Genomic DNA, 26091 nt, shown 5'->3' with positions numbered 1-26091 from the left:
AGCAAGGGTCCCTGCTCAGAGGCTCATATCCAGCATGCGCTGGATCGGCAGCAGCGCCCGGGTGCGCACCGCTTCATCCAGCTCGATCGCCGGCTCCAGCGTGGCCAGGCAGTGCCAGAGCTTCTCGAGCGTGTTCAGGCGCATGTAAGGGCAGGCATTGCAGCTGCAGCCGTCCTGCCCGGGCACTTCATAGAAGGTTTTATGGGGCAGCTTCAGGCGCATCTGGTGCAGGATGCCCGGCTCGGTGAGCACGATGAAAGCGGTGGCCTCGCTGGTTTCGGCGCGGTGCAGCAGCTTGCTGGTGGAGCCGATGAAGTCGGCCAGATCCAGCATGTTGGGCAGGCATTCCGGGTGGGCGATCACCTCGGCCCCGGGATGATCGAGCCGCAGCTTCAGCAGCGCCTGCTCGCTGAAGGTTTCGTGCACGATGCAGCTGCCGGGCCAGAGAGTGAGTTCACGGCCGCTCTGGCGCGCCACCCAGCGGCCCAGGTTCTGATCCGGCGCGAACAGGATTGGCCGGTCGGCGGGCAGCTGTTGCACCAGGCTCACGGCGTTGCTGCTGGTGCAGATCAGGTCGCTCTGCGCCTTCACCGCCGCTGAACAGTTGATGTAGCTCACCACGTAGTGGTGTGGGTGCTGGGCGCGGAAGGCGGCGAACGCTTCGGCGGGGCAGGCATCGGCCAGGGAGCAGCCCGCTTCCAGATCGGGCAGCAGCACCGTTTTGCCTGGATTGAGGATCTTGGCGGTTTCGGCCATGAAATGAACGCCGCAGAACACGATCACCTCGGCGTCGGTGTGGGCGGCGCGGCGGGAGAGTTCGAGCGAATCGCCGATCACATCGGCGATGTCCTGGATCTCAGCGTTCTGGTAGTAGTGCGCCAGGATCACGGCGCGGCGTTGCCTGGCCAGCTCCCGGATCGCCTGCGGCAGCGCGTGCCGGGCGGGAGCGGGGCCGGCGATCAGCGGCCTGGTAGAGAGCGGGCTGGTGGTGACGGTGTCGATGGCGGGAGTGGAGGGTGTCGCGGACGGCGCCCAGAAGGCTTCTGGGCCAAGATGACACCACCCTAGGGACGGGGCCCGGCCCGCATGCGCATTGCGATCGCCGGCGACCTGCACGGGCAATGGGATGCCAGCGATGTGGATCTGCTCCACCGGCTCGCTCCTGATGCGGTGCTGGTGGTCGGCGACCTCAGCGATGGCCAGGAGCGCATCGCCGCCAGCCTGGGGCGGCTGGAGTTGCCCCTGGCCTGCATCCTCGGCAACCATGACGCCGGCCGTGATGCCAGCGGCCGCTGCCTGCGGCGCCAGATCGAGCTGCTGGGGGATCGCCATTGCGGCTGGGCGCTGCGGCAGCTGCAGCCCCCGGGGCTGGCGGTGGTGGGCGCCCGGCCCGGCAGCGCCGGCGGTGGCTTCCATCTCTCACAGGCGGTGCAGGCGGTCTGGGGGCCGATGAGCGTCGACGACTCAGCCCAGCGCATCACCAACGCCGCCTTGGCGGCCGATCCGGCCCTGCCGCTGCTGGTGCTGGCCCACAGTGGGCCGGCCGGTCTGGGCAGCGAGGCCCAGGACCCCTGCGGTCGCGACTGGAAACCACCCGCGTGTGACTGGGGCGACCAGGACCTGACCCTGGCGATCGAGCGCATCCGCCGCCACCGGCCCGTGCCACTGGTGGTGTTCGGCCACATGCACCACGCGCTCAAGCGCGGCCGGGGCCTGCGCCGCAGCTTTGTGATCGACCGCAGCGGCACCGCCTATCTCAACAGCGCCTGTGTGCCGCGCCATGGCGTCGATCAGGAGGGCCGTGCCCTGCGCCACTTCTCCTGGGTGGAACTGGTGGACGGCAGGGTGCGGCGCGCCAGCCACCGCTGGTACCACCCCGGCGGTGAGCTGCTCTATGAACAGTTGCTGGTGCAGCAACCGTTGGCCGTGCCGTGCTGATCTATGCGTGCGTGAGCGGCCACGGCTTCGGCCATGGCTCCCGGGTGGCCTCGGTGCTGCTGGCGCTGGCGACGCTCCGGCCACGCTGGCGGCTGGTGCTCTCCACCTCGCTGCCGCCCTCCTTTCTCCAGCTGGCCCTGGCGGGGGTGCCGTTCGAGCATCGCCCGCTGCGCTGGGATGTGGGCGCGATTCAGGCCGATGCGCTCGGTGTGGATGGAGACGCCACCCTGGCAGCGCTGGAGGCCGTGACTGCCTCGCTGCCGCCGCTGCTGGAGGCGGAAGCGCACTGGCTGCAGCAGCAGGGGGAACCGGTGCTGCTGCTGGGGGATGTGCCGCCGGCGGCGGCGCGGCTGGCGGCGTTGGTGCAGCGGCCGCTGGTGTGGATGGGCAACTTCGGCTGGGACGACATCTACGCGCCCATGGGGGGGGCCTTCCTCGACTGGGCCGAGCGCTTCCACCACGATTACCGCCGCGGCACGCACGTGATTCGCTGCCCGTTTTCGATGGCGATGGATTGGGGTCTGCCGGAGACGGCGGTGGGCCTGACGGCAGCAGCGCCGCAGCTGGCGGCGGACGCGTTGCGGCAGCGGCTCGACCTGCCGGCCGAGCGGGAGCGCTGCGTGATGGTGAGCTTCGGTGGGCTGGGTTTTGCCCTGGGCCCTGAGCCCTACGCCCGCTGGCCCGGCTGGACCTTTGTGACCACCGACGCCAGCGCGTCGGCGGCGCCGAATGTGCACCTGCTGCCGGCGGACGTGCGCCCCCTGGAGCTGATGCGGCTGTGCGGCCGCCAGATCAGCAAGGCCGGCTACAGCACCTTCTGTGAGGCGTTGGGCCAGGGCACGGGGGTGCATCTGGTGGAGCGCCATGGCTTCGCTGAAGCGGCAGTGCTGGAAGGCTGGCTGCGGCGCCACGGCCGGCACCGGCTGCTGAGCCAGCCGCAGCTGCTGGCCGGCGACTGGCAGCTCGACCAGCCGCTGCTGCCCCCCAGCGACGATCCGCTGGCAGCCGATGGCGCTCAGCAAGCGGCGGCTCAGTTGGTGCAGCTGGCCGAAGGGATGGCGCCCTGAACAACAGCGCTGATCGCTGGGGAGCATTGCAGCGCAGCCGTTCTGGTGTATTTCACTACTGAGCGGCTTCAATCAGCAGATCTGATCAACCAGCTCAGATTGATCGGAGCAGCAAAAAACTCAGTGCTCAACAGTGATCAGAACCGTGCGGCGCCTCAAGATAACTGGTGGACAGTCGTGCGATTGGCACATATAACCCTTGGATCCATGTTGGCGTTTGTCACATTGTGCCGAACCAAACCCGCCGCGATGGATTCATCCTTCTCTACGACGGTCCAGAAACAAGAAACTGACCTGCACATCTGAGCCGCTTCGTCAAGGTTCAGGGTCACTTCTCAGCCGATTCACAGACTTTTCAATCCCACGCGAATGCGCAGCGGAAACAACAAACCGTTGACCGATTGCGCCTAGCCACCGGCAGTCCCCCTCAGGATTCCGCCATCTTCCTTTCCCACGTCCCCTTCACTCCGACCCCCGTTTTGCGTACTCTCCGCTCCGCTGCCCGCCACCTGCTGCTGCCCGCCGCCGCGCTCGCGCTGGCGGCTCCTGCCCACGCTGCCGTGCCCAGAACGCCCTTCCTGTGGCAGGAGATCCGCCGCCCGGCTCCGGCCCCCGCTATCACCGGTCCTCACTCCATGGCGGTGGCCCTGCCCAGCGAAGTGCCGCAGGATCCCCGCTTCTTCGTGATCACCCCGGAGCGCCGCGCACTGCTCAACACGATCCGCTTCGCCGAAGGCACCTGGGCCCGCGGTGAAGACCGGGGCTACTGGATCATGTTCGGCGGCAGCCTGATGCCCTCACTGGATCGTCACCCCAACCGGGTGAACCGCACGCCGGGCTACGCCAGTGCCGCCGCCGGGGCCTACCAGTTCATGCCCTTCACCTGGACCATGGCCAGCAGCCGCTTGGGCCTGAACGGCTTCGGGCCCCATGTGCAGGATCAGGCCGCCATCTTCCTGATCCAGCGCCGCGGCGCACTCGAAAAAGCCGACCGCGGCGTGTTCACGCCCGAGCTGGCCGCCCGGCTGGCCCCGGAGTGGGCGTCGTTCCCCACCCTGGCCGGCAGCAGCTTCTACGGCCAGCCGGTGAAACGCTTCGATGAGCTGCGTCGTTTCTACGAAGCCAACCTGGCCGAGCTGCGCGCTTCACTCAGCGTGCGCATCGATGTGGCAACCGTTTCCACGCCGCCCCCGGTCTGCGACAACGACACCCTTTCCTGTGCGCTGGAGCAGGTGACGCCTACCCCCTGAGCGCTTAGCCGCTGAGATCACCCGCCCGCATTGCCCACCGGAGGTTTGCCCACCGTGCGCTGGGCGATGAGGTACGCGGCCAGAGAGCTGCCCAGGAAACCGAGGCTGTTGCGCAGCACCGGCAGCCAATCGGAGGTGCGGGTCACCACCGGGCCGAGGCCGAACACCACGAAGAGCATCACCCACAGCGGTGAGAGCAGCAGCACCCAGCTCCAGGCGACGGTATCTCCCTCCTTGCGCGGGTAGGCGGCGAAGCCCACGATCAGGCCGCCCAGCACCGAGGTGCAGAAGGTGAGCAGCCACTGCTCCTGCGGCAAGCCCGGCACCACCTGGCAGCCGCCGCGCTCCAGGCAGGTCTGCACGGCGCCGAGCGCCGCCACAATCGCGCCATCTTCGCCGTTGTCGCGCACATAGAACTGGTTGCCGTAGCGGGTCTGCAGCTCCACCCAGAAGGTGCGCGGCATCAGCGCGAACAGGGCATCGCCCACGTTGAAGTTCAGCAGGTTGCCACCGCGGGGGTCGGCCACCAGCAGCACGCTGCGCTCGTCGAGATCCCAGTACTGCTTCACCGCCAGGCCCGGAGTGCGCTCGTACTGGGTGAGCACCCGCAGCTTCCAGCCGCTGGCATCCTCGAAGCGGTCGAGCTTGTCTTCCAGGGCGGCGCGCTGACCATCGGTGAGCGCGCGTGCCAGATCGATCACTGGTGTGGGGTGATCAGGCAGCAGCTCCGGGTTGTCGGCCGCGAAGGCGGGCGCCCACGGCCAGAGCAGCAGCAGGGCGGCCAGCAGCGCCAGCCAGGACCCTGCCGCGGCGTGACGCCGGGGCGCGGGCGAGGCCGGCGAACGGGAGACGGAGGAGCGGCCCATGCGGCAGGTTCAATGTGCTCCGATTCTCCTTAACGCCAGGCCTGCCCGTGTCCGTTCCCCTCTGGCTGCAACAGCGTCTTCATGCGGCAGGCGGCAGCGTGCCCTTCCGCACCTATATGGAGTGGGCCTTGCACGATCCCGAGCACGGCGCCTACGGCGCTGGCCGTCTGCGCATCGGCCGCGCCGGTGATTTCGTGACCGCGCCTGCGCTCGGCCCGGACTTCGCCGCCCTGCTGGCCCCCCAGCTGGCCCAGTGGCTGCAGCAGCTGGACGCCGACAGGACGCTGTCGCTGGTGGAGACAGGCCCGGGCGAGGGGCAGCTGGCGGCGCAACTGGCGCAGGCACTGGTGGCCGGCTGGCCCCAGCTGGCTGCCCGCACCGAACTGGTGCTGGTGGAACCCAATGCCGGTATGGCCGCTCGCCAGCGCGAGCGGCTGCAGCACTGCCCGCTGCCGGTGCGCTGGAGCAGTTTTGGGCAGCTGGCGGACGCTCCGCTGGCCGGTGTGGTGGTGGCCCATGAGGTGCTCGATGCCCTGGCGGTGGAGCGGATCGTTTCGGACGGGGCGGCCTGGCGCCGCCAGCGGGTGACGCTCCACGCGGGGACGTTGCGGCTGGAGCCGGGCGAACCCCTGGAGCCGGAAGCGGCGGCGCGGCTGCAGCCCCTGGGGCTGGCGACGCCGGGCGCTCAGCGGCCCGCAGGCTGGTGCAGCGAACTGCATCCCGGCCTGGAGCCCTGGCTGGCGGCCTGCGGCGCTGCGCTGGGGCAAGGACGGCTGCTGGTGATCGACTACGCCCTGGAGGCCTGGCGCTACTACGCGCCCTCGCGCTGCGACGGCACCCTGATGGCCTACCGGGAGCAGCGGGCCAGCGGCGATCCGCTGCTGGAGCCGGGCACGTGGGATCTCACCGCCCACCTGTGCATCGACAGCCTGGCGGCGGCGGCGGCGGCCAGCGGCTGGCAGCTGCTGGGTCAGCGCCGTCAGGGGGAAGCCCTGCTTGCCCTGGGTCTAGCCCAGCGCCTGCACGGGCTGCAGCAATCGAGCGGGCACGGCGTGGATCTGGCCGATTTGCTGGCACGCCGCGAAGCACTGCTGCGGCTGGTGGATCCCACCGCCCTGGGTGACTTCCGCTGGCTGGCCTTCCAGCGCAGCGATCGCGAGGGTGAGATCCCGGCGGCAAGCCAGTTCCTGCAGGACCCCGATCCCACAGAAGCTGGCTGAAGCTGCAGCGAGCTGAGAGATCCCTGGCTCCGGATCAGGTAGCAAACCGGGTGATCGTGCGCAGTCCTACTAGCTGTCGCACACGGCGGGCATCGGCGGGGTCAAGCTCCAGCTGCACATCCACCACGCCATCGGTGGGGGCGCCATCGGCGGGATTCACCTGGCGCACCCGCGCCGCCAGGCTGCCGGGGAAAGCGCCGCTGAGGCTGCTGATCCGGGCCGGCTGGCCCAGACGGATGCGGGTCAGATCGCTGGCATCCACTTCGGCGATCGCTTCGAGCCGGTCGCTGGTGCCCAGCTCCAGCACGTTCATCACCCCCGGCCGCTCGCCCACGCGGGCGTAGAGGCGCAGCACCTTGCCGTCCATCGGGGCACGCAGGGCACTGCTTTCCAGCTCGACGTCGGTGCGGGCGATCGCCTGGCGGGTGCTCTCCATGCCGGCCTGGAGCTCCACCAACTGCTGCTCGCGCTGCTGCAGATCGGCGCGGGAGAGGGCCCCGACCTGCACCAGCGGCCGGAAGCGTTCCACATCGGCCTGAACGCGGTCTGCCTGGAGGCGCAGCTGCTCGGAGCGGCGCTGCAGCAACTGGCGCTCTGCCTGCAGGGCAGGGCCGCTGTCGAAGCGGGCCAGCACCTGGCCGCGCTGCACGCTGTCGCCTTCCTGCACCAGCAGTTGCACCAGGCGCGGGCTGATGCCGTTGCTGCTGAGCGGGGCGGCCAGCTTGCGGGTCTCACCCGCCAGCTCCAGCCGGCCGGGCGCCGACAGCGGCTCGAAGGGCCCGCTGGCACGCAGGGCCTGCACCACCCCGGCCCCTGAGGCCAGCAGCACGATCACGCCGAGGAGGCGGAAGCTCCTCATTTGCCTTCGTTCACGCCCCGGTTGATCACGCAACCGCCGGCGGCCCCACCGATCAGCACACCATTGCGGCAGCGGTCGCGGTTGGCCTCCGCCTGCTGCTTCGACTGCTGTGCCTGGACCGGCTCCGCGCCGACCAGGGCGGCGGCCAGCACCAGGAGATGGGCAGATCGAGGCATGAGCGGCATCTTCAACCAGGAAGCCAAGACATGACCAGACCTTACCCAGCCTGCTGGGGAGCGCCATGCCCGAGTTGTGACAGGGTGTGAGATCAGCATCGGGGTGGGGCGATTGCCGTCGCCTTCAGCTCCGCTGCCTCACCCTGCGCCGCGGCATCCTCTTTGAGCAGGAGTGGATTCTCTGGTGCGATGAAGTGACCGCCTTCCTGGAGGCGCTGCGATAGAGACGGTGCGTCGCTGCCGCTGCCATGGCCTTGATTCCGATTGCGCTCACCATCGGCGGCAGTGATTCCGGCGGCGGCGCCGGCATCCAGGCCGACCTCAAAACGTTCAGCGCCCTGCAGGTGCATGGCTGCTCGGCGATCACCTGCGTCACGGCCCAGAACACCCGCGGCGTGGAGCGGGTGGATGCCCTGCCCCGCGAGGCGTTGCGGGCCCAAGTGGAGGCAGTGACGCGGGATCTGCCGGTGGCGGCGCTCAAGACCGGCATGCTGCTCAACCAGGGCTTGATTGAGGCCACCGCCGCCGCAATCGCCCCGCTGGCGGCCGCCCGGGTGATCGATCCGGTGATGGTGTCGCGGGCAGGGGCGGTGCTGCTGGAGCTGGAGGCGATCGAGGCCCTCAAAGCCCAGCTGCTGCCGCTGGCAGACCTGCTCACCCCCAACGTGCACGAGGCACGGCTGCTGGTCGGGCGGCCGCTGGAGAGCGCCGACGATCTGGAGCTGGCGGCGGAGCGCATCGCCGCGCTGGGGCCCAAGGCGGTGCTGATCAAGGGCGGCGGGCTGCGGGGCCTGTGCGGCAGCGACGTGCTGTGGCGTGACGGCCGCATCCAGTGGTTTCGCCTGGAGCCGATCGACACGCCCCACAGCCACGGCAGCGGTTGCACCCTCTCGGCGGCGATCACAGCGGAGTTGGCCCGTGGCGCCGCACTGGCAGCGGCGATCCAGACCGCCAAGGCCTTCGTAGCGGGCGGCTTGCGCCATGCCCTGGCGATCGGCGGTGGCCAGGGTCCGCTGTGCCATTGGCATCAGGCGTTGGGGTGAAGCTGCGATCCACAGCCGCTTGCTGCTGCGCAGGAGGCGTCAAGGGGTGATGGTCTTGATGTCATCGAAGGCGCGCGCGAAGGCGGGGCGGCGGCCCAGCAGGGCCAGGTAGCGCTGGAAGATGCGCTCGCCGCAGAGACCAATGGAGCGGGCCCAGAGCACGTTGTGGCCCATGACCAGATCGGCGGCAGTGAAGGCGGTGCCGCAGATGTGGGGGTCCCGGCGCAGGCGCTCGGCCAGCTGGGGTTCCACCTGCTCCTGGAAGCGGCGGCGGGCGCGTTCAACCTCACCGGGGTCCCGTTCCGCCTGTGGCAGCAGCTTCTCGTGCAGCCGGAGCTGCCAGAGCAGGCGATCGACGCTGGTGGCACCGAACTGGAGCATCTGGAGCACGTCGGCGCGCTGCGGGGAGGCGGGCTCCGGCGGCAGCAGGCAGGCGGCGGGGTAGGCGTCCGCCAGGAACAGCACGATCGCGGCGCTCTCGATCAGGGTCTGCACGCTGCCGTCGTCGCGGACCACCTGCAGCACCGGCACGGAACGGTTGGGGTTGAGAGCCGCAAAGGCGGGGGCGAACTGGTCGCCCGCTGCCAGATCAAGGCGCTCCAACACGAAGGCCTCGCCCACGACCTCATGAAGCGCCCAGCGCACACGGGCGCTGCGGGTGGCGGAGGCGTGGAACAGCTTGAGCTGGGCGATGGTCATGGGGGGAATCAGCTCGGCGGCAGGGCCGCTTCAGGGCTCTGGGTGGAGAAAGCGACCCGTCAGGCGCACGGCCAGGGAGGCTGACCGCTGGGCGTGCCAGCGGGTGCACCCTCCGCACCAGGTGTATCGCATCGCCAAGGCCTGGACTGCGCCCGCGCCCCTGGGTCGATTTACTGTGCCTCGCGGTGACTTGACCTGCCTGGGCGCCATGGTTCTGTCCCTTCCCAGCCAAACCTGCGTGCTCGTGGTGGGAGCTGGCCCCACCGGATTGCTGCTGGCCGGAGAGCTGCAGCGCCGCGGCGTTCCGAACCTGTTGATCGACGCCCGCGCTGAAGCCCTGCATTGGGACCGGGCCACGGTGATCCACCCACGCTCGCTGGAAATCTTCGAGGCGCTCGGGCTGGTGGATCGGTTTCTCGAAGCTGGCTGCCGGCAGCGAAGAATCCTGATCCACGCCGATGGCCAGCGGCTCGGGGAACTGGATCTGGCCGACTGCGGCAGCCGCTACGGCTTCAATCTCGGCCTTTCCGAAGAGGTGACCGAAGCGATCCTCAAGGATCATCTCGAGGGGGAGGGGGGCGCGGTGCACCGCTCCTGCCGGCTGGTGGCTCTCCAGCCCCACAACGACGGCGTGACCGCCACGGTGGACTGCGATGGGCGGGAGCAGACCGTGCAGGCCCGCTGGGTGGTGGGCTGCGACGGCCTGCGCAGCACCACCCGCGAACTGAGCGGGCTCAGCTTCGAGGGCCATGGCATCGCCCGCCCCTGGGCCGTGTTCGATGCCGCGGTGGAGGGCTGGGCCGAGAGCCACGAGGTCAATGCGGCCTACCTCGACCCATCGCCCCTGATCCTCACGGCCCTGCCCGAGGGCCGTTGGCGGGTGTACCTGCGGCCCGCAGGCGACCAGGGCGACCTTGAGGCGGAGGCCGCCGCCGTGCTGCGGCGCTACTTGCCGGAGGCCCGCTTCACCGCCGTGGAGAACCCCAGCCGTTTCCACTGCCACAGCCGGGTGGCCAGCGCCTTCCGCGCCGGGCCGGTGTTTGTGGCCGGCGATGCCGCCCACGTGTGCTCTCCCGCCGAGGGGCACGGCATGAACTGCGGGCTGCAGGATGCCGCCAACCTGGCCTGGAAGCTGGCCCTGGTGCACCAAGGCGCCGCTGACTCCTCCCTGCTGGACAGCTACGAGCAGGAGCGGCGTCCGGTGGCGCAGCAGATCTGCCGCTCCAGCGACGCTACCGAGCAGGCCCACTTATTGCAGGACAGCGGCGAGCGTGCCGCCCGCGACCGGGCGATCGCCGCCATGCTGGCCAATCCGGTGGCCAGCCATCAGGAGGCGGTGGCGGAAGCCGAGATGAACGTGAGCTACGCCAGCTCGGCGATCTTGAGCGGCAGTGACAGCCAGCCGCACGGCTTCGCAGAAGCCCTCGGCTTAGGTGCCGGTCAACGGCTGCCCACCACGATCGCGGTGCCGCCCGATGCCGGCACGAGCCTTCTGCACACGCTCACACACCGGTGCGGCCACACGCTGCTGCTGCTGGCGGGCCCCGAGACGCCCCCGGAGGCACTCGCGTGCCTGCAGGCCGAACTGGAGGCCGACAGGGCTGCCGGCACGGTCCCGCAGGTCTTGGTGGAGGCGGTGGTGTCCCTACGGCTGGAGGAGGCGTCCAGCCTGGGCCTGGCGCCCCTCACGCTTCTGGCCGTGCGGCCCGACGGCTTCATCGCCCTGCGAGCCGACACCGATCACCGCAGCGCGGTGCAGCGGTATGTGGCGCTGTTGAGGGGCCGCTGATGCGCTCCGTTTCGCCAGGATGGGGACCTCAGCGTCAGGGCCCTGCCCAGGCCGCCCCAACCCGAACGTTCCGTGCCGTCATCCGTGCCGATATCCGCGCCGTCAACAGAGCCCGCACCAGCCGCGGCACCAGCGCCGACGACAGCTGAGCCGACAACCACCACGTTCGCGGCGTTTGCCCAACGGGCCGACTATTCGCTGCTGGATTCGCTGCGCGCGGACCCGCAGGCCACGGTCGATGGCGTTGATCACCAGCCCCGTCAGGTGTTCTCCGGTCATTACGTGCCGGTCACGCCCACACCGCTGCCAGCGCCGGAGCTGGTGGCACACAGCAGCACCCTCTTCCACGAGCTGGGCCTGAGCGAATCACTGGTCCGCGACGACCAGTTCCGGCGGCTGTTTTCCGGCGACATCAGCGTGGCCACAGAGCCGATGCGGCCCTACGGCTGGGCCACCGGTTATGCCCTCTCGATCTACGGCAGCGAATACATCCAGCAGTGCCCGTTCGGCACCGGCAACGGCTACGGCGATGGCCGGGCCCTTTCCGTGTTCGAAGGCGTGTTCAACGGTCGTCGCTGGGAGATGCAACTGAAAGGCGGTGGGCCCACGCCCTACTGCCGCGGCGCCGATGGCCGCGCCGTGCTGCGCTCCAGCGTGCGCGAGTTTCTGGCGCAGGAGTTGATGCACGCCCTGGGGGTGCCCACCTCCCGCTCCCTCACGCTTTATGCATCGCGATCCGAAACCGTGCGCCGGCCCTGGTATTCCCCGAACTCGCGCTCGTTCGATCCCGACATCCTGGTAAACAACCCGGCAGCGATCACCACCCGCGTGGCGCCCTCCTTCCTGCGGGTGGGCCAGCTGGAGCTGTTCGCCCGCCGCGTCCGCCGCCAGGCCCATCCGGAGGCGCTGAACGAGTTGAGGATGATCGTGGCCCACCTGATCGAGCGCAACTACCGGCAGGAGATTGAACCGGGTCTGCAGTTCAGCGACCAGGTGCTGGAGCTGGCGGGATTGTTCCGCGCGCGGCTCACTTCACTGGTGGCGAACTGGATCCGTGTGGGCTACTGCCAGGGCAATTTCAACAGCGACAACTGCGCGGCAGGCGGCTACACCCTCGACTATGGCCCCTTCGGCTTCTGCGAACTGTTTGATCCCAGATTTCAACCCTGGACCGGCGGCGGCGAGCATTTCAGCTTCTTCAATCAACCGGCAGCGGCTGAAGCCAACTTCCAGATGTTCTGGTCCGCCCTGCGGCCACTGCTCGAGGACAACACGGAGGCCCTGGCCAGGCTGGATCAGATCCGCGATGGCTTCGCCGAAGCGATGCAGCAGGAGATCGAGGCGATGTGGGCCAGCAAGCTTGGCCTGATCTCCTACGACGCCACGTTGGTGAACGAGCTGCTGCAACTGATGGTGCACTCCAAGGTCGACTACACGATCTTTTTCCGCAGGCTTTCTGCCATCCCCGAGCAACTCTCCGCCCTGACAGAGAGCTTCTACCTGCCGAATTCAGACGAGCTCGATAGGCAATGGACGCAGTGGTTGCAACGCTGGCGTGCACAAGTCACGGCCAATGGCAACCTCAGCGAGACATCTGCAGCGATGAAGCGTGTGAACCCGGCAATCACCTGGCGTGAATGGCTGATCGCACCGGCTTATCAACAAGCTGCCGAAGGCGACACCACAGCGATCCAGGAGTTGCAGGCGGTGTTCCGCCATCCCTACACAGAGTTGAGCCCGGAACTGGCGGCCACCTACGACCGCCTGAAGCCCAGGGAGTTCTTCAACGCCGGAGGAGTGTCGCACTACAGCTGCTCGTCCTGAGCCGAACCGGTCCACACGCGGAGGTTCGCCAAGGTGATGGTGAGCAGCGATCAGGACTCAATCTCCTGCTCAAGCATTCCCTTCTCGGTCGTGTAGGCCAAGCCGTCTCTGCCGAGGTGCCGGTGGCGGGCGAAGCGGCGGGCAAAGGATCGTTTGCGGTCGAGGCGCCCGGTGGGGGAGCTGGCGCTGCGCGCCCAGCCGGTGCGAAGACTGTTGCGCTCCTCAATGGGGCGGTTGAGCCCGCGCAGGGTCGCCAGCCGCAGCAGCGGGATCGCGATCAGCAGAAGGGCGTAACCGATGCTGAACCAGGCCAGACCCGCCAGCAGGGGCGGCGTGGGCTGAAGGATATCGAACAGCATCGGGGCGAGCAGCAGCAGGGCGCCACTGAGCACGGCATAGGCCCAGCGCACGTCCGAGCTTGCGCGGCTGAAGACATACCGCCGCTCCCGCAGCGGGGGTGAGGGGCGATCCGCAGCAAGGGTCTGGCTACGGCCGGCTGCAGGCATGGCGAGCCCGGAGCTCACCTGCAGGCTCGGGAAGTGATAAGCAAAATCGCCCTCTTCACTCACCTCCGGGCGGCCATCGAAGCGCAGCAGCACCGGCAGCATCGCGGCATCGGCGATCTCACTGGCCCGTTCAGCGTCGGCGGGCCGGGGGGGCAGATCCAGCAGAGGCGCCAGATCCTCGGCAATCACGGCCCCACCACGATGGGCGATGAAGCAGCCGATACGGCGCCAACGCCGCTGCTCGAGGTTGCGGTTGGGATCGCCATCGCCGAAGAGCACCGAAAACAGCGACTCCAGAAGCTCCAGGTCTTCCTGGATGGCTTTCTGTCGTTGCAAGGCGACCGGATCATCACCCTGATGGCGGCGGCCCCTGGCGAGGCCGGCCACGCTGTCGCCCACGCCAAGCACAACGTGCAGCAGCAGACCACCCATGGCATTGAGGAACTCCGCGGAGGCCGGAATCCGGCCGGTCAGCATCAGGCCAGTGACCAGCAGCAACGCCAGCAACGTCAGAAGCGTGCCGATCACAAGGCGGACCAGCCGGCTGGACTGCCGCCAGAGCCAGCCGAGCGTGGCCCCCAGCCGCAACCGCCAGGAATGCGCCAGCAACCTTCGCCAAAGATGGCGTGGGAAGTGGTAGGCCACGCTGCCGTCGTTGCTCACCCGCAGAGTCGCCCCAGCGGCTACCGCCAGCTCCAGCAGCTGGCGCTCCATCAGCTCCAGGGAGAGGCCCGTGCGGGATGCCGCCTCTCCGGCGGTAAGCGCACCACCGCGCTCCCCCAGCAACCGCACAAGCTCAGGTTGAGCAGCAGAGAAACGGATCATCGAGGTCGTGGCAGTGGAGGATGGAACCGAGCAGCAGCACCGCCGTTGAGTTTGGGTGGAAACGATGCTGCCCGGCACGCGCCCAACCCCACGGGCCAACAAACAGGTAAGACAGCATCACCGCCCCCAGCTGCAAGCAAGGCGGCAGCCACACGGGGGTTATCGCTGAGGTGGTTGATGTCCGCGGTTGGTTGATGCGGTTCGTGAACACCTTGGTGGCGAGGCAGGACACCTGAAGCAAGCTGCTGGTCTGGATCTGGATGCAGCGTTGGGCTCTTCACTAATGCTCCCACTCTGCACGCGGCACCTGGTGATGATGACACTGGCCTTCCTTCTCGCTGGCTGTGAGCATCTCCTGAAGCCGAAGCCCTTTCTGCTGCGTTGCCAGCTCGAGGGAGGCTCGCTGAAGACCGTCCGCGTCAATCCCCGCCAGCAACAAGTACAGGAACTGGATCCCCGTACGTTGGACAGGACGAACACCTTCTGGAACTCCGACATCCCAGATCCGGATGCGCGAGGTCTGGTGGATGAGACGCTCGTGAGGATCACCTCGCAGGAGGTTCACTGGGAGGTGAAACGGTATCGGCCACAGATGGAGTGGGAGACCAACACCGTCGATCTCCAAAACCTCAGCTACAAGGGCGAAACCGGTACGTTCACGGATCTTGAACCCGCCAAGTGGAACTCGAAGGGTGTCTGCCAGAAGCTCGATGATGTTCCTGACGCTTCCACCGAGGCTGAGTAGGGTCTACACCTTTTCGGCGACCATGGCGTTGACGGTTGGCCTCGCGCCGGTGTTCTGGCTCTGCCAATGGAACCGAGAGGGGCCAAGGGCCAGGTCGCGGGTGCCGGTGGTGGGGGAGAAGAGGGCTTCGCTTGAGTGCAGGGTGATGAACAACAGGTTGGTGGCGCTGCTCTGGTGCCAGAGCACGCCTTCGCAGTAGATCCAGGGACCTCATGATCCCCGCACGACCAGGCTGCTCGTCAGGACAGAACGGTCTTCAGCTGAAAGATCAATTGTGGTAATTCCACCTGGATCACATCCCACACCATATCAAGATCGACCCCCAGGTAGGCGTGGATGAGTTGATTGCGCATCGCGATGATCTCCCGCCAGGGGATCTCAGGATGAGCGAGCCTCACCTCCTCTGGGATGCGAGTGGCGGCCTCGCCGATCAGCTCGATGTTGCGAAGAACGGCGTCCTGAATTAGCTGATTCGCCTCGAACTGCGCACGGTGTTTCGGAACTGACGTCCATGGCCGGCAGTGAGCGCTGAGGCGGGGCTTGGCATGACGCTAAGCCGCCAACGGATCTTCACTTAGTGACCCACAGGACCTGCTCGCTTTCCTGACACTGAATCTTCTATGGAGCCTGGCCAATTGGCCTCAGAAGCAGGAAGCCAGCTTCGGGATGGGTTGAGAAAGCCTCAATGGCCTCGACGTGAGCAAGCAGCAGAGCCGCCGTTGCAGCATTGCCGGCGTTACCGATGGCCAGGCAGATCACCTTGGGAGGGAAACCGCGCGTCACGCTGAGCCGGAGAAAATCCTCGTCCTTGGTTACCAACAGAGCACCATCAGAGCGGGCCTGCTCCCAGATCACCGGATCATCAGCTCCACCCAGGCTGAGCAGCCGCACATGGCTGGAATCGGGAAACCGATCCAAGAGCAGTGGTAGTAGCCGTTCTGAGAGGTTCTCGTCCAGCAGCAGGCGGACGCTCACGCCGCCGATGAGGACAGGGTGATCAGGCAACGTTCCCGATCTGCCGCGTAGGCGAGGCAGGCCAGCACGTCGTCGTGGCTGAGCTGCGGGAAGTCTTCCAGCAATTCCGCTTCGCTCATGCCGCTGGCCAGAGAACCGAGCAAATCTCCCACGGTGAGCCGAGTGCCACGAACGCACGGCTTGCCGAAGCGCACCGCCGGGTTGATCGTGATCCTTGCCTGGATATCCATGGATCAACGCTAAACCGCCAACGCCAGGGATGGTGGGGAGCAGCTGCTGTCCCACGCCACAACCATGCAGCAAGGCTGCCGGGATCTCCCGCTTCAGCCGCTGACAGATCACCATCGGCCGCTGACAACTGTGGCTCTGGTATCAGCCAAAGCCGAGACAAACGAATGGCTCCCTGACCGTGTCCAGCCGACGCTCCTCTGGCTCTCCCAGTGGAACCGAGAGGGGCCGAGGGCCAGGTCGCGGGTGCGGGGGTGGAGTGGGGAGAAGAGGGCTTCGCTTGAGTGCCAGATCACGCCTTCGTGGTGGATGCAGAGGGCGGCGGCGGTGAGGATGCCAATGGCTAAGTGGTGGGAGGATCCTTCTCCAACACAGCCAATAGAGAGCTTTTCAGGCCAGGTAGGTCATTCTGGATCGAATCCCAGAGAATCAGCTGATCTACGGCTTCGTACACATGGATGATTCTGTTCCGTGTACCAACGATGCGGTGTAGATCGGGAATGATCGTGAGCACACTTGGATCGGCCTCAAGGGCCCTCTTGAGAGCCTCTCCGATGATTTCAAATTTGCGCTCCACAGCTGATTGGATCAGCTCATCGTCAAGGTAGTGATCAAGCGTGCAGTTCTCGATGAAGCGTTCAATCGCCTTTATGGCCTCAAAGGCGTCAAGCAGGCGTTTCAGCGCCTCTCTTCGCATTTCAGAGTTCCAGGATTAGCCGGCGTGACGCATCCACGTCTTTCCGGAAATAGGGATTGTGGATCATGGGTTCCGTCAAGAGATCCACCGGACGGCCGAAGAGGGCTTCCAATTCATCGGCGAAGGAACAGAAGCGTCGTGCATAGCCCGGTTCCCGTTGGCCCGACATCTGCACGATGAAGTCCAGGTCACTGCTGGCGGGGTTAAACAGGCCCTTCGCCGCCGAGCCGAACACTTCCAGCCGGTCCACCCCGTAGAGGGCGCACAGGCGCCTGAGCGGCTCCAACCGGTCGATCAGCAAGGGCAGTAGCGGGGCAGCTGTGTCCATGGGGTCAGGTTAATGGAGCTTTCGGGTCCCTCACACCGCCACCGCCAGCTCCGGGTAGAAGGCCCCCGGAATCGCCCTATGGAGCCGCCAGCGAATCGCCATCGGCCGCTCGCCCTCGTGGCTCACATACTCGGCAAAGCCCAGGCACAGGAACGGCAGTGCCATCCCGCCCCGGTTATGTAGGGGATGGCGACGTCGTTGTAGCGGGTGGTGGTGGCACCGTTGAGACGCTCCTCTTCGACCATCACAGCAGCTGGCGGAACTGCTCAGGCGTCAGACCTGCATCGCGCGCAATCGCGCCCATGGTGATGGCGTTGATGGGGTCGTGTCTTGGGATCACGAGCCGACGCTCACCATTGCTCAGGATCAGATGACCCGACTCGCGGACAATCCGATACCCCAGCTTCAGAAACACCCTCACGGCCTCCTTCTGGCTGATTCCCGGTAGCCGCGGCATCAGATGGCGAGTTCCATCGTCTCCACGCTGCGCACGCCACCCTCCTCAGCTTCCACTTCCAGCCAGAGGGCAATCGCTTCGCGGATGTTCGCCAGTGCTTCGTCCCTGTTGGCTCCCTGGGAGTGGCAGCCCGGCAGGTCAAGGCAGCTCACTGACCAACCCTCTTCGGTTTCCAACAGCCGGATGCGGTAGCTCATGCCGGTCTGACTCCCTGACCTGCGTTCAGGCTAAGCGGCATGGAGCTGGCCTCTGCCTCCCAGTCCCCTCAAACCGCCACCGCCAGCTCCGTATAGAAGCCCCCCGGAATCGCCCTTTGCAGCCGCCAGCGAATCGCCATCGGCCGCTCGCCCTCGTGGCTCACATACTCGGCAAAGCCCAGGCCCAGGAACGGCAGCGTCACCCCGCCGCGCCTGTTCTCCTCCCGCACGAATAGCAGCACCCGGCTGCCGCGCTCAACGTGGTGGATGTATCTCTGCCCGGTGGGTGAGGCTTCCCGGGTGAGGCTCTGGCTCTCCCAGTGGAACTCCCACGGGGAGATGGCGTAATCGTTGTAGCGGGTGGTGGGGGAGAACAACCGCTCGGATTTCTTGAGGGTGATGAAGAAGACGTCGCAGCGGGTGGCTTCATCGAAGAAGACTCCCTCCCGGCCTGGGAAGGGCCTGGTGTCGTTGAGCAGCCCAAAGGCGGCGAACACCTCGGCGCGGGAGTAGCGGCCATGCAGGCCAAGGGGCACCGGCGGGGCCGGCTCGCCATCGGCCACGAACGGCCAGGCGAGGGGCGCCACCAGATGGGTGGTGCGCTCCAGCAGCAGCTCAAACAGCTCCACCAGCTCGGCGCGGAGCTCGGCGGCGGCCCAGAGCCGCACGAGGGCCTCGGCCAGGGGCACGTGCTGCCGGCCGCTGCCCCAGAGCTGGGTCATCAGCATCCGCCAGCGGCGCTCGGCCCAAGGATCCAAACCCGCCGGATCGGGAGCCACGGGGCGCTGCAGCTGATCCACCAGCCAACGCAACCGCTCCGGGTCGTCGAGATGCAGCAGGCCGCCGGCGATGCCACGCCCCAGCCGCTTTTCATCGTCGCTGGGCTCCCCTGAGGCCGCCCCGGCACCCCACCCCAGCTCCCGCTGCAGCAAAGCCCATGACCCCGCCACCCGGTAGAACTCCCCCAGCTCCATCCCCAGCCCCTCCAGCAACCCCGCCAGCGAACAGCGCCCGAGGCGGCGGCATTCCGCCAGCAACTGGGGCCGCCGGCTGGGCAGCGACTCGCGCAGATTGGCCAGCACCCGCTGGCTCGACACCCGATCGAGCTGCAGGCTGCAGCCGGCCGGCAGGAAGGGAAACCCCTACTTGATCTGCTGCTCCAGCTGGTCGCGCGTGCCGCCGAGCAGGGCGCGGTAGCGGAGGTCGAAGCGGAAGTTGCGGTGCGCCTGGCCGATGAAATCGAGCACCGTGAGGCAGCTTTTGCCCGGGCAGAGGCGCAGCCCGCGGCCGAGCTGCTGCAGGAACACGATCGCGCTCTCGCTGGGGCGCAGGAACAGCACCGTGTCGATGTCGGGGATGTCGAGGCCTTCGTTGAACAGATCCACCGCGAACAGGATCTGCAGCTCGCCGGAGCGCAGGCGGCGGATCTGCTCGGCACGCTCGTCGCGGGGGCTGGAGGCATCCAGGGCGGCGGCGCGCAGACCGGCGGCCACGAACTTGCGGGCCATCCAATGGGCGTGCTCCACGCTCACGCAGAAGCCCAGGGCCCGCATCGCCGCCAGGTTGGTGACCTTGTCTGCCAGTTCGCGCAGGATCAGGCGCAGGCGGGCGTCGTCACCAGGCTCGATACCCAGGCCAGCGCATTCTTGTCGTTCTGATCTCCGGCTATGCCCATCTGGTGCCTTATGTCGAGGCCGACGATCACCTCTTTCTCAAAACCATCATTCCCAGCCGCAAAGCCACCATCGCCTACCGCCCAGGAGACCGACCATGAACCCCCTTGATCACGAAGAGCAGGAGATCCTGGAAGCCTTCGAAGCGGGCACGCTCCGTTCGGTGGCCACGGCTGCAGAGCGCTCCCGCCTGGAAGCCTCCGCAAGGTCAACGGCCACCAAGGATCAGCGCATCAACATTCGCCTCACCAGTGAGGATCTGGGCGCCTTGCGTGCCCGTGCCCTGCAGGAGGGCATTCCCTACCAGACCCTGATCAGCAGTGTCCTTCACAAGTACGTGAGCGGCAGGCTTCTCGATCGACCCTGAGCGTGTGGAGCTTCGTGGTTTTGGGCGGCCCGTCAGGCAGTAGCCCCTGTTGGGAATCCTTCTGGCTTGGGCGTGCAGTGGCTGCAGCCAACCTGGCTTCGGGGGTAGCTGTGCCGCCCCAGCCCCTCTCCCACTCCGCTTCAGCACGCGGTGGCGATAGCCCCCCCTGGCGGCGGAATTCAGATCCACGGCTGCCGCCGGCGCGGCCCGAGGCAGCTGCAGCAGGTCGCCGAGGGGTGTCGTTCCCATCGCCCTCGATGGGGATGCAGTCCAGAATGGAGCCATGGCTGCCCCTTCGACCCAGGAAACCTCCCTCTCCCAGCGGCTCCAGGGCGCCCGTGAGGAGGTGCTTGCCGTGGCTCACCGCCATGGGGCCCGCAACCTGCGGATCTATGGCTCGGTGGCCCGTGGCCAGGATCGGCCCGGCAGCGACCTTGACCTGCTGGTCGATCTGGAACGGGGCTGTTCCCTGCTGGACGTGATCGCTCTTCGGCAGGAACTGGAAGCTCTCTTGAATTGCCAGGTGGATCTGGCGGAAGCTGCGCAGTTGCATCCTTTGATCCGCGATCAGATCATTGCTCAGGCAAAGGCTTTGTGAGCAAGGATCTCCTTTACCTCACCAACATTGCCGAAGCTCTTGAGCGCATCACTCTCTACTCCATAGAAGGCCACTCAGCCTTTCTTGCTTCCACGCTTGTGCAGGATGGAGTGATCCGTAACTTGATCGTGGTCGGCGAAGCCGTGAAGAATCCGTTCGCGGATCTTTGCGAGTCCGAACCGTCCACTCCTTGGAAGTCCATCGCCGGCATGCGAGATGTTCTGATTCATGATTACTTGCGTGTGAATCTGGAGCAGGTCTGGGAAACCGTGGCGCGTGATCTTCCTCCCCTTGGTCTCACCGTACACTCGCTGATTGAGCGGCATAGGAACGATTGAGCGCGAAGCCAGCATCGCCTACTGCCAAGGAGTCCCACCATGAGCCCCCTGGATCACGAAGAGCGGGTGATCCTGCCACTCGCGGCATAGCTGCAGCAGCGCGTTGCGTAGTGGCTGAGCCATGCTGGCCTTTGGCTAGGTAGCGGCGTCACTCAGCTCGTCGCTACCGATCAGGCTGTAGGCGCCGCTGCCGTAGGCGGTGATGCTGTTGCCGGTGAGCACCTTGCCCACCATCGGCCGCCCAGGATCCGCAGGGCCACGTCCTGCGCTGGGGCGGGGCTTTGGCGGCCCCGCAGCTCCATGAGCATGAGGGGTTGGTCGATGGGGCTCATGCGCCTGCGCTCGGCGATGCACTGCCGCAGGCGCTGGTAGGTGGTGGAGGGGGGCGGGGTCATGGGGGAATCCTGGCGGGGTGAGACGGGGGTGGCATTGGTGAGGGAGAGGCCCAAAAGATCCCCATGCCAGGGCCACAACCAGCTCACGGTTGTGATCTGCTGTCCCCCTTAGGCTGGGGAAGCCAGGAAACCGTCATGACAGACCAGCTTGGGCGCATCACCATCAACCCTGAGATCTGCCATGGAAAGCCAACCATCCGCGGGTTGCGTTATCCCGTGGAGATGGTGCTCGAACTGTTGTCAGCTGGGATGAGTGCGGCTGACATTCTCGCCGATTATCCAGATCTCGAGGCTGAAGACATCACGGCAGTGCTTGAGTACGCAACCCAGCTATCCCGAATTCAGCGGGTTGATCTCCTTTCTGCATGAGGATCCTGCTGGATGCCCAGCTGCCACGATCGCTCGTTCGGCCGCAGTCATCTCTTGCGCGGCACTCCCGCCAGGCTTCTGCTTGTGGCCACGGGCAACATCGGCAACCAGGATCTCACCGCTCTGCTGCTTCGTGTTCTTCCGGAGCTGAACCGGCTGTTTGAAACCCATGTCCTCATCGAGCTGAGTCGGAAGGCATTGGTTGTTCGGCATTGAACGTCAGTGAACTCGGCGCCGATGACCCGCTTGACCACCTGGCTCATGGGCATCCATCTCTCCAACCCCTTTGCCCAGCTTCGACCGCGCTTACGATGGACTTCTTGCCGGGAGGAGTGGCGATGACGCCCATGTCTGACCTGCTGCAACTGCCCCAGAGCGAGCGGCTGGCCCTGGCGATAGCCCTGTGGGACAGCCTGGATGACCAGGCCCGAGATGGGGCGCTGCCAGTGGACCCTTCCCTCTTCGCCGAGCTAGACCGGCGCTGGGCGACCCATCGCGACAACACCGAAGCGGCTGTGCGCTGGGATGAGGTGCGGAGCCAGCTCGGCCTGGGATGACCATGCGCCCGGTTCGCTTCCTGCCGGAGGCGGTGGAGGATCTGCTGGCGACCCAGCGCTGGTACGGCAGGCGAGAGAGCGCATCCGCCTCGATCCCAGATCCTTCCCCATGATTCACGGGCAGGTCCGCAGGCTCGTGCTCCGGAGGTTTCCCTATGCCGTCTACTTCCGAGAGCAGCGCTCTGAAATCCTGGCGGGTGTGACAGGGGGTGGCACTTGTGGAGGAGAAGCCCTGCGGCGATGCCTTCCCCTCCATCACCCCCTCGGCCAGACCTGGCGGGTTGCCTACGATGAATCCACTGAAAGAAGCAGAGGCTGTGCGCACGTTCTCCGCCGTCATCGAGCGCTGCGCGGACACAGGAATGCTTGTGGGCTACGTCCCAGGCTTCCCCGGTGCCCACAGCCAGGGGGAGACCCTCGATGAACTGCAGGCCAACCTCCAGGAGGTGATCGCCATGCTCCTGGAGGACGGCGAGCCGACCCTGGAAAGCGACTTCGTGGGCTTGCAGCAGATCGTGGTGCCGTCCTGACCCTGGAGGGATTCCTCAGCCACCGCTGAACCACGAACCTCACGCTGATGCCTTCGGCGATGGTCTGCCCCCATGCAGTCCCCTACGGCCAGAACGCGCTGCCGCAATGGCGGCTGCCGGACACCAAACCGCTGCCAGAGTGGGCGGGCGAGCGGCATTCCATGCCCCACCACGGCCCGCCCCTGGCCCCATCCATCGACCTGAACCGCCTCCTGGCGGCCGGCCTGGGGCGCAACCCGGCGGCACCGGCGCTGCAGGACCTCGAACACAGCATCGGCTGGGCCGAGCTCGACAGGCAGGCGGAGCAGCTGGCCAGGGCCTATCAGCGGCTGGGGCTGCAGCGGGGCGACCGGCTCGCCTCCCTGATCCCCAACCGGGTGGAGCTGGTCGTCCATTACCTGGCGGGGCTGCGCAGTGGCCTGGTGCTCACCCCCCTCAACTACCGCTACGTGGCCCCGGAAATCGACCATGCGCTGACGGTGAGCGGCGCCGCGGCCCTGGTGTTCCACGGCGAACGGCTGGCCGATGTGCAGGCCAGTGCCGTGGCGGGCCAACTGCCGCTTGGCTGCCACGGCATCGAAGATCGCACCGGGTTCGACGACCTGCTGGCCGCGGCCCCCGCCGGCGGCGACGTCCCGCCCTGGCCCCCCCTGGCCGACGACGAGCCCTGCTTCATCTACTTCACCTCCGGCAGCACCGGCCGGCCGAAGGGTGTCACCCACAGCCGGGCCAGCTTCGCCGCCGTGCTCACGTCGCTGATCCAGGCCAGCGAACTGCGGGCCGGGGAGGAGGTGCTGGCCGGCAGCTCCCTGGCCCACATCGCCTCCTGTGCCCTCGTGCTGGCTGCCCTGGCCGCCGGCGCCTCCGCTGCGATCGCCAGCCGCATCGATGCGCCCACCGTGGAAACCCTGCTGCGGCGCCATCGGCCGTCGGTGCTGCTGATGCTGCCCGCCGCCCTGTTCGAGCTGCTGCGGGATGAACGGTTGCTGCCGACGGATCTGGCTTCGGTGCGCCTCTGCATCAGCGGCGGCGACAAGGTGCCCCACCAGCTGCAGGAGGAGTTCTGCCGAGCCGCCGGCTTCAGCATCGACGAATGCTTCGGCATGAGTGAAATCGGCTACGCCACCCTGGCGCCCCCGTCGGGCCAGAACCGGATCGGCTCTGTCGGCCGGCTCTGCCCGGGGTTCAGCGCCAGCCTGCGCCACGAGGACGGCAACGAGGTGGCCCCGGGCGAGCAGGGACGCCTCTGGATCCAGGCCCCTTCCCAGATGCTGGGCTACTGGGACAACCCCGAGGCCACCGCCGAGACCATCCAACAGGGATGGCTGGACACCGGCGATGAGATGCGGGTCGATGCCGAGGGCTACTTCTGGTTCTGCGGCCGTCGCAAGCAGATCATCGTGCACGACAGCTCCAACATCTGTCCCCAGGAGGTGGAGGAGGCGCTCTCAGAGCATCCGGCCGTGGATCTGGTGGGGGTGATCGGCATCCAGGACCCGGTGCACGGCGAGAACGTGCGGGCCTATCTGACCCTCCGCCACGACCAGCCCGTCCCCAGCGAAGCCGAACTGATCGCCTTTGCCCGGGCCCGCGTCGGCTACAAGGCGCCGGAGGAGATCCGCGTGCTGCCCGACCTGCCCCTCACCCCGGTGGGCAAGACCGACCGGCTGGCCCTGCGCCAGCTGGCGGCGGATGGGCTGCATGCCGGTTGAGGCCTCCCTGCTCGACTGGATCGGCAACCGCGGGCGCCGCTGCAGCGTCGGCGAGGCGGCCGCAGGCACCGGCCTGTCCCTGCGGGAGGTGGAGCCGGGGCTGCTGGCCCTGGTGGCCGAAGTGTCCGGTCGCCTGCAGGCGGCCGAGGACGGCACCTTGCTGTTCGTCTTCCCCCCCGCGCTGCGGATGCGGCTGTTGGCCCGCAGCGGCCGCCGGCGCCTGCAGGCCCGGCTGCAGGTGGCCCTGCGCCTCGCCGCCCGGCTGATCCGGCTCAGCTTCGGGCTGGTGCTGCTGTTGGTCACCACCCTGGTGGTGCTGATCCTGTCGGTGCTGCTGATCGTGCGGCTGTTCAGCAGCGACGACGGCGACGATGCCGGCCTGGCGTTGCTGCAGGGGCTCGCCCAGGTGCCCCTCTCCATCCTGGATCTGCTCGTCTCCGGCATCCGGTCCCCGGCGCGCGGGGGCTCCTCCTCCGTCAAGCCGCAGCAACTGTGGAGCCTGCTCTGGGATCTGCCCGGCGAGGGCGCCGATCCGGCCTCCCTGGGCTTCCTCAGCGCCGTGTTTTCGATCCTGTTCGGCGATGGCGATCCCAATGCCCGCCTGGAGCCGCTGCGCTGGCGCCGCATCGCCGCCTTCCTGCGCCTGCACGGTGGCGTGGTCATCGCCGAGGACCTTGCCCCGCTGCTCGATCTGCCCGACTGCCCCTCCGATCCTGACCGCCGCCGTGACCTGGCCGATGCCGCCATGCTGCCGGTGCTGCTGCGCTTCGACGGCCGCCCCGAGGTGAGTGAGGACGGGGACCTGATCTATGGCTTCCCCTCGATCCCCGCCGGCGCCGCCGGCGTTGATGGGCCGGTGCCGCCCCTGCGCGAGCGGGCTTTTCGCTTCAGCCGGGCCGGAGCCGGGCAACGGGTCGCCTACGGCCTCACCGTCGGGGCCCTGCTGGTGCTCTCGCCGTGGCTGTTGGCGATCACGCCCGCCTGGCTGCCTCCGGTGGCCTGGCTGGCCCGATTCGCCATCGGCTACGCCCTGTTGCTGCTGCTCCTGCCCCTGGCCCGCCTGCCGCTGCAGCACTGGCGCAACCGTGCCATCGCCGCCCGCAATCGCCGCCGTCAGGCCTGGGCCCAGGCAGCCCGCCACGCCGATCCCCAGCTGAAGCGCCGCCGTGCCGCCGCCCGCCGACTGGGCGCCGCCGAGGCTGGCCGGCCGGCGCCGCGCGTCGTGTACGACAGCGGCCGCGATCTGCTGGAGCAGACCATCGACGACCTGGCCGCTGGGCCCCGGCCGACCGCCTGAGACAATCCACCCTCGCCTGTGCCCAGCGAAAAACATGGCCGTTCTCGGCAGAGAGGCGATCCTGCAGGCCATCGAAGCGGGCGCGATCGGGGTCACGCCGTTCGTTCCCGAGCGGCTGGGCCCCGCCTCTCTCGACCTCACCCTCGCCGGCACCTTTCGCGTGTTCCGCAAGGTGCACGAGGTGATCGAGGTGCGCGAGCACACCGACTACCGGCAGCTCACCGAGAAGATCAAGGTGCCCCAGGACGAGCACATCCTGATCATGCCGGGCGAAACGGTGCTGGGCATCACCCAGGAGCGGCTGCGCCTGGGGCCAGGGCTGTGCGGCTGGCTGGAGGGTCGCAGCCGATTTGCGCGGCTGGGCCTGATGGTGCACATCAGCGCCCCCTTCATGGGGCCGGGGATCGACAGCCAGCAGGTGCTGGAGATGAGCAACTTCGGCCCCGCTCCGCTGGCCGTGATTCCCGGCACCGCGGTCTGCCAGTTCGTGTTCCAGAAGCTGGAGGGGTGCGAGATCTATGCCGGCGGCTTCGCTGGCCAGACGGAGGACTCCTTCTGAGAGCCGG

At 67.4% G+C, this 26091-nt stretch carries 35 protein-coding genes and 1 pseudogene; 19 read left to right on the top strand and 17 right to left on the bottom strand.

Going from position 1 to position 26091, the window contains the following annotated elements:
* Positions 1-15: 15 nt before the first annotated feature.
* Complete coding sequence (gene nadA / locus KQ303_RS04770; protein WP_259729675.1) at positions 16-963, bottom strand: quinolinate synthase NadA; 948 nt, start codon at positions 961-963, stop codon at positions 16-18.
* A gap of 123 nt (positions 964-1086) precedes the next feature.
* Between nadA and KQ303_RS04765 the strand changes: the two genes are divergently transcribed.
* From KQ303_RS04765 to KQ303_RS04755, 3 genes are all read left to right on the top strand, one after another.
* A complete protein-coding gene (locus KQ303_RS04765) occupies positions 1087-1938 on the top strand; it encodes a TIGR04168 family protein (protein ID WP_259729365.1) in 852 nt (283 codons plus the stop codon).
* Between the two features lie 11 nt (positions 1939-1949).
* Positions 1950-3005, top strand: a complete 1056-nt coding sequence (locus tag KQ303_RS04760) for a hypothetical protein (protein WP_311134120.1) — start codon at positions 1950-1952, stop codon at positions 3003-3005.
* 479 nt (positions 3006-3484) lie between these two features.
* A complete protein-coding gene (locus KQ303_RS04755; protein ID WP_259729363.1) occupies positions 3485-4255 on the top strand; it encodes a glycoside hydrolase family 104 protein in 771 nt (256 codons plus the stop codon).
* 17 nt (positions 4256-4272) lie between these two features.
* Here the strand turns inward: KQ303_RS04755 and KQ303_RS04750 are convergent, their stop codons facing one another.
* A complete protein-coding gene (locus KQ303_RS04750; protein ID WP_259729362.1) occupies positions 4273-5121 on the bottom strand; it encodes a TPM domain-containing protein in 849 nt (282 codons plus the stop codon).
* 47 nt (positions 5122-5168) lie between these two features.
* Here KQ303_RS04750 and KQ303_RS04745 point away from each other — a divergent pair, with 47 nt between their 5' ends.
* The gene (locus tag KQ303_RS04745) at positions 5169-6341 is read left to right on the top strand and encodes a class I SAM-dependent methyltransferase (protein ID WP_259729361.1); all 1173 of its coding nucleotides are present in this window, start codon (positions 5169-5171) and stop codon (positions 6339-6341) included.
* A 34-nt stretch (positions 6342-6375) separates the two neighbouring features.
* Here the strand turns inward: KQ303_RS04745 and KQ303_RS04740 are convergent, their stop codons facing one another.
* Positions 6376-7200, bottom strand: a complete 825-nt coding sequence (locus KQ303_RS04740; protein ID WP_259729360.1) for an HlyD family efflux transporter periplasmic adaptor subunit — start codon at positions 7198-7200, stop codon at positions 6376-6378.
* Complete coding sequence (locus KQ303_RS04735; protein ID WP_259729359.1) at positions 7197-7376, bottom strand: hypothetical protein; 180 nt, start codon at positions 7374-7376, stop codon at positions 7197-7199. Before KQ303_RS04735 ends, KQ303_RS04740 begins: the two co-directional genes overlap by 4 nt.
* A gap of 86 nt (positions 7377-7462) precedes the next feature.
* Here KQ303_RS04735 and KQ303_RS04730 point away from each other — a divergent pair, with 86 nt between their 5' ends.
* The gene (locus KQ303_RS04730; protein ID WP_259729358.1) at positions 7463-7600 is read left to right on the top strand and encodes a hypothetical protein; all 138 of its coding nucleotides are present in this window, start codon (positions 7463-7465) and stop codon (positions 7598-7600) included.
* A gap of 24 nt (positions 7601-7624) precedes the next feature.
* Positions 7625-8419: a bifunctional hydroxymethylpyrimidine kinase/phosphomethylpyrimidine kinase gene (gene thiD, locus KQ303_RS04725; protein ID WP_259729357.1), complete on the top strand. Its 795-nt coding sequence runs from the start codon at positions 7625-7627 to the stop codon at positions 8417-8419.
* Between the two features lie 39 nt (positions 8420-8458).
* On the opposite strand, the gene KQ303_RS04720 is transcribed toward thiD, so the two are convergent.
* Positions 8459-9118: a glutathione S-transferase family protein gene (locus tag KQ303_RS04720; RefSeq protein WP_259729356.1), complete on the bottom strand. Its 660-nt coding sequence runs from the start codon at positions 9116-9118 to the stop codon at positions 8459-8461.
* Between the two features lie 208 nt (positions 9119-9326).
* Here KQ303_RS04720 and KQ303_RS04715 point away from each other — a divergent pair, with 208 nt between their 5' ends.
* Together KQ303_RS04715 and KQ303_RS04710 are read left to right on the top strand one after the other, a co-directional pair.
* On the top strand, positions 9327-10907 hold the full coding sequence (locus KQ303_RS04715; protein ID WP_259729355.1) for an FAD-dependent monooxygenase: 1581 nt from the start codon (positions 9327-9329) through the stop codon (positions 10905-10907).
* A 90-nt stretch (positions 10908-10997) separates the two neighbouring features.
* Positions 10998-12731: a YdiU family protein gene (locus tag KQ303_RS04710; RefSeq protein ID WP_259729674.1), complete on the top strand. Its 1734-nt coding sequence runs from the start codon at positions 10998-11000 to the stop codon at positions 12729-12731.
* A gap of 50 nt (positions 12732-12781) precedes the next feature.
* Here the strand turns inward: KQ303_RS04710 and KQ303_RS04705 are convergent, their stop codons facing one another.
* Positions 12782-14062 carry a hypothetical protein gene (locus tag KQ303_RS04705; RefSeq protein WP_259729354.1) on the bottom strand — a complete coding sequence of 427 codons (1281 nt, stop codon included), beginning with the start codon at positions 14060-14062 and terminating at the stop codon, positions 12782-12784.
* A gap of 187 nt (positions 14063-14249) precedes the next feature.
* Here KQ303_RS04705 and KQ303_RS04700 point away from each other — a divergent pair, with 187 nt between their 5' ends.
* Entirely contained in the window at positions 14250-14807 is a 558-nt protein-coding gene (locus KQ303_RS04700; protein ID WP_259729353.1) for a hypothetical protein, read from the top strand.
* Between the two features lie 3 nt (positions 14808-14810).
* Here the strand turns inward: KQ303_RS04700 and KQ303_RS04695 are convergent, their stop codons facing one another.
* The 11 genes and pseudogenes from KQ303_RS04695 to KQ303_RS04645 form a co-directional block, all read right to left on the bottom strand.
* Entirely contained in the window at positions 14811-14993 is a 183-nt protein-coding gene (locus KQ303_RS04695) for a hypothetical protein (protein ID WP_259729352.1), read from the bottom strand.
* A 53-nt stretch (positions 14994-15046) separates the two neighbouring features.
* Positions 15047-15289, bottom strand: a pseudogene (locus KQ303_RS04690) (DUF86 domain-containing protein); the annotation flags it as partial.
* Positions 15290-15425: 136 nt separating this feature from the next.
* Positions 15426-15782 (bottom strand): DUF5615 family PIN-like protein, encoded by a 357-nt coding sequence (locus KQ303_RS04685; protein WP_259729351.1) that lies wholly within the window; start codon positions 15780-15782, stop codon positions 15426-15428.
* On the bottom strand, positions 15779-16012 hold the full coding sequence (locus KQ303_RS04680) for a DUF433 domain-containing protein (RefSeq protein ID WP_259729350.1): 234 nt from the start codon (positions 16010-16012) through the stop codon (positions 15779-15781). The genes KQ303_RS04685 and KQ303_RS04680 overlap by 4 nt, the downstream gene beginning before the upstream one ends.
* Positions 16013-16353: 341 nt before the next feature.
* Positions 16354-16707, bottom strand: a complete 354-nt coding sequence (locus tag KQ303_RS04675) for a DUF86 domain-containing protein (protein WP_259729349.1) — start codon at positions 16705-16707, stop codon at positions 16354-16356.
* A gap of 1 nt (position 16708) precedes the next feature.
* A complete protein-coding gene (locus tag KQ303_RS04670; RefSeq protein ID WP_259729348.1) occupies positions 16709-17035 on the bottom strand; it encodes a nucleotidyltransferase family protein in 327 nt (108 codons plus the stop codon).
* Between the two features lie 30 nt (positions 17036-17065).
* Positions 17066-17200, bottom strand: coding sequence for a hypothetical protein (locus tag KQ303_RS04665; protein ID WP_259729347.1), 135 nt, complete (start codon positions 17198-17200; stop codon positions 17066-17068).
* A 79-nt stretch (positions 17201-17279) separates the two neighbouring features.
* Entirely contained in the window at positions 17280-17456 is a 177-nt protein-coding gene (locus tag KQ303_RS04660; RefSeq protein WP_259729346.1) for a type II toxin-antitoxin system HicA family toxin, read from the bottom strand.
* 35 nt (positions 17457-17491) lie between these two features.
* Positions 17492-17689, bottom strand: coding sequence for a type II toxin-antitoxin system HicB family antitoxin (locus tag KQ303_RS04655; RefSeq protein ID WP_015109365.1), 198 nt, complete (start codon positions 17687-17689; stop codon positions 17492-17494).
* Between the two features lie 68 nt (positions 17690-17757).
* Positions 17758-18786 carry a DUF3427 domain-containing protein gene (locus KQ303_RS04650; protein ID WP_259729345.1) on the bottom strand — a complete coding sequence of 343 codons (1029 nt, stop codon included), beginning with the start codon at positions 18784-18786 and terminating at the stop codon, positions 17758-17760.
* A 45-nt stretch (positions 18787-18831) separates the two neighbouring features.
* A complete protein-coding gene (locus KQ303_RS04645; RefSeq protein ID WP_399233092.1) occupies positions 18832-19251 on the bottom strand; it encodes a helicase-related protein in 420 nt (139 codons plus the stop codon).
* Positions 19252-19459: 208 nt separating this feature from the next.
* Between KQ303_RS04645 and KQ303_RS04640 the strand changes: the two genes are divergently transcribed.
* The 10 genes from KQ303_RS04640 to dcd all read left to right on the top strand — a co-directional run bounded on the left by KQ303_RS04640 (position 19460) and on the right by dcd (position 26084).
* Positions 19460-19729: a hypothetical protein gene (locus tag KQ303_RS04640; RefSeq protein ID WP_259729343.1), complete on the top strand. Its 270-nt coding sequence runs from the start codon at positions 19460-19462 to the stop codon at positions 19727-19729.
* Between the two features lie 283 nt (positions 19730-20012).
* Positions 20013-20327 (top strand): nucleotidyltransferase family protein, encoded by a 315-nt coding sequence (locus KQ303_RS04635; RefSeq protein ID WP_259729342.1) that lies wholly within the window; start codon positions 20013-20015, stop codon positions 20325-20327.
* Complete coding sequence (locus KQ303_RS04630; protein ID WP_259729341.1) at positions 20324-20665, top strand: DUF86 domain-containing protein; 342 nt, start codon at positions 20324-20326, stop codon at positions 20663-20665. The genes KQ303_RS04635 and KQ303_RS04630 overlap by 4 nt, the downstream gene beginning before the upstream one ends.
* A 530-nt stretch (positions 20666-21195) precedes the next feature.
* Complete coding sequence (locus tag KQ303_RS04625; RefSeq protein WP_216916331.1) at positions 21196-21429, top strand: DUF433 domain-containing protein; 234 nt, start codon at positions 21196-21198, stop codon at positions 21427-21429.
* 12 nt (positions 21430-21441) lie between these two features.
* On the top strand, positions 21442-21645 hold the full coding sequence (locus tag KQ303_RS04620; protein ID WP_259729340.1) for a hypothetical protein: 204 nt from the start codon (positions 21442-21444) through the stop codon (positions 21643-21645).
* 131 nt (positions 21646-21776) lie between these two features.
* Positions 21777-21986 (top strand): addiction module protein, encoded by a 210-nt coding sequence (locus tag KQ303_RS04615; protein WP_259729339.1) that lies wholly within the window; start codon positions 21777-21779, stop codon positions 21984-21986.
* Between the two features lie 290 nt (positions 21987-22276).
* Positions 22277-22516 carry a type II toxin-antitoxin system HicB family antitoxin gene (locus KQ303_RS04610; RefSeq protein WP_259729338.1) on the top strand — a complete coding sequence of 80 codons (240 nt, stop codon included), beginning with the start codon at positions 22277-22279 and terminating at the stop codon, positions 22514-22516.
* A gap of 59 nt (positions 22517-22575) precedes the next feature.
* Positions 22576-24228, top strand: coding sequence for a class I adenylate-forming enzyme family protein (locus tag KQ303_RS04605; protein WP_259729337.1), 1653 nt, complete (start codon positions 22576-22578; stop codon positions 24226-24228).
* Positions 24218-25525, top strand: coding sequence for a hypothetical protein (locus KQ303_RS04600; RefSeq protein WP_259729336.1), 1308 nt, complete (start codon positions 24218-24220; stop codon positions 25523-25525). The genes KQ303_RS04605 and KQ303_RS04600 overlap by 11 nt, the downstream gene beginning before the upstream one ends.
* Before the next feature lie 34 nt (positions 25526-25559).
* A complete protein-coding gene (dcd, locus tag KQ303_RS04595; RefSeq protein ID WP_259729335.1) occupies positions 25560-26084 on the top strand; it encodes a dCTP deaminase in 525 nt (174 codons plus the stop codon).
* Positions 26085-26091: the final 7 nt, after the last annotated feature.

Origin of the sequence: Synechococcus sp. CS-1333 (assembly GCF_025128015.1) — a bacterium.
Lineage (GTDB): Bacteria > Cyanobacteriota > Cyanobacteriia > PCC-6307 > Cyanobiaceae > MW101C3.
Note: the sequence above shows the minus strand (reverse complement) of the source record. Positions and strands in the feature narration are given on the sequence as shown.

Bases quoted from the DNA above. Each gene is read 5' to 3' on its own strand.
- KQ303_RS04765 (WP_259729365.1), top strand. From the start codon at position 1,087: ATGCGCATTGCGATCGCCGGCGACCTGCACGGGCAATGGGATGCCAGC.
- KQ303_RS04750 (WP_259729362.1), bottom strand. From the start codon at position 5,121: ATGGGCCGCTCCTCCGTCTCCCGTTCGCCGGCCTCGCCCGCGCCCCGG.
- KQ303_RS04740 (WP_259729360.1), bottom strand. From the start codon at position 7,200: ATGAGGAGCTTCCGCCTCCTCGGCGTGATCGTGCTGCTGGCCTCAGGG.
- KQ303_RS04735 (WP_259729359.1), bottom strand. From the start codon at position 7,376: ATGCCTCGATCTGCCCATCTCCTGGTGCTGGCCGCCGCCCTGGTCGGC.
- thiD (WP_259729357.1), top strand. From the start codon at position 7,625: ATGGCCTTGATTCCGATTGCGCTCACCATCGGCGGCAGTGATTCCGGC.
- KQ303_RS04720 (WP_259729356.1), bottom strand. From the start codon at position 9,118: ATGACCATCGCCCAGCTCAAGCTGTTCCACGCCTCCGCCACCCGCAGC.
- KQ303_RS04715 (WP_259729355.1), top strand. From the start codon at position 9,327: ATGGTTCTGTCCCTTCCCAGCCAAACCTGCGTGCTCGTGGTGGGAGCT.
- KQ303_RS04705 (WP_259729354.1), bottom strand. From the start codon at position 14,062: ATGATCCGTTTCTCTGCTGCTCAACCTGAGCTTGTGCGGTTGCTGGGG.
- KQ303_RS04680 (WP_259729350.1), bottom strand. From the start codon at position 16,012: ATGGATATCCAGGCAAGGATCACGATCAACCCGGCGGTGCGCTTCGGC.
- KQ303_RS04675 (WP_259729349.1), bottom strand. From the start codon at position 16,707: ATGCGAAGAGAGGCGCTGAAACGCCTGCTTGACGCCTTTGAGGCCATA.
- KQ303_RS04670 (WP_259729348.1), bottom strand. From the start codon at position 17,035: ATGGACACAGCTGCCCCGCTACTGCCCTTGCTGATCGACCGGTTGGAG.
- KQ303_RS04665 (WP_259729347.1), bottom strand. From the start codon at position 17,200: ATGGCACTGCCGTTCCTGTGCCTGGGCTTTGCCGAGTATGTGAGCCAC.
- KQ303_RS04655 (WP_015109365.1), bottom strand. From the start codon at position 17,689: ATGAGCTACCGCATCCGGCTGTTGGAAACCGAAGAGGGTTGGTCAGTG.
- KQ303_RS04640 (WP_259729343.1), top strand. From the start codon at position 19,460: ATGAACCCCCTTGATCACGAAGAGCAGGAGATCCTGGAAGCCTTCGAA.
- KQ303_RS04635 (WP_259729342.1), top strand. From the start codon at position 20,013: ATGGCTGCCCCTTCGACCCAGGAAACCTCCCTCTCCCAGCGGCTCCAG.
- KQ303_RS04625 (WP_216916331.1), top strand. From the start codon at position 21,196: ATGACAGACCAGCTTGGGCGCATCACCATCAACCCTGAGATCTGCCAT.
- KQ303_RS04620 (WP_259729340.1), top strand. From the start codon at position 21,442: ATGCCCAGCTGCCACGATCGCTCGTTCGGCCGCAGTCATCTCTTGCGC.
- KQ303_RS04615 (WP_259729339.1), top strand. From the start codon at position 21,777: ATGTCTGACCTGCTGCAACTGCCCCAGAGCGAGCGGCTGGCCCTGGCG.
- KQ303_RS04610 (WP_259729338.1), top strand. From the start codon at position 22,277: ATGAATCCACTGAAAGAAGCAGAGGCTGTGCGCACGTTCTCCGCCGTC.
- KQ303_RS04605 (WP_259729337.1), top strand. From the start codon at position 22,576: ATGGTCTGCCCCCATGCAGTCCCCTACGGCCAGAACGCGCTGCCGCAA.
- KQ303_RS04600 (WP_259729336.1), top strand. From the start codon at position 24,218: ATGCCGGTTGAGGCCTCCCTGCTCGACTGGATCGGCAACCGCGGGCGC.
- dcd (WP_259729335.1), top strand. From the start codon at position 25,560: ATGGCCGTTCTCGGCAGAGAGGCGATCCTGCAGGCCATCGAAGCGGGC.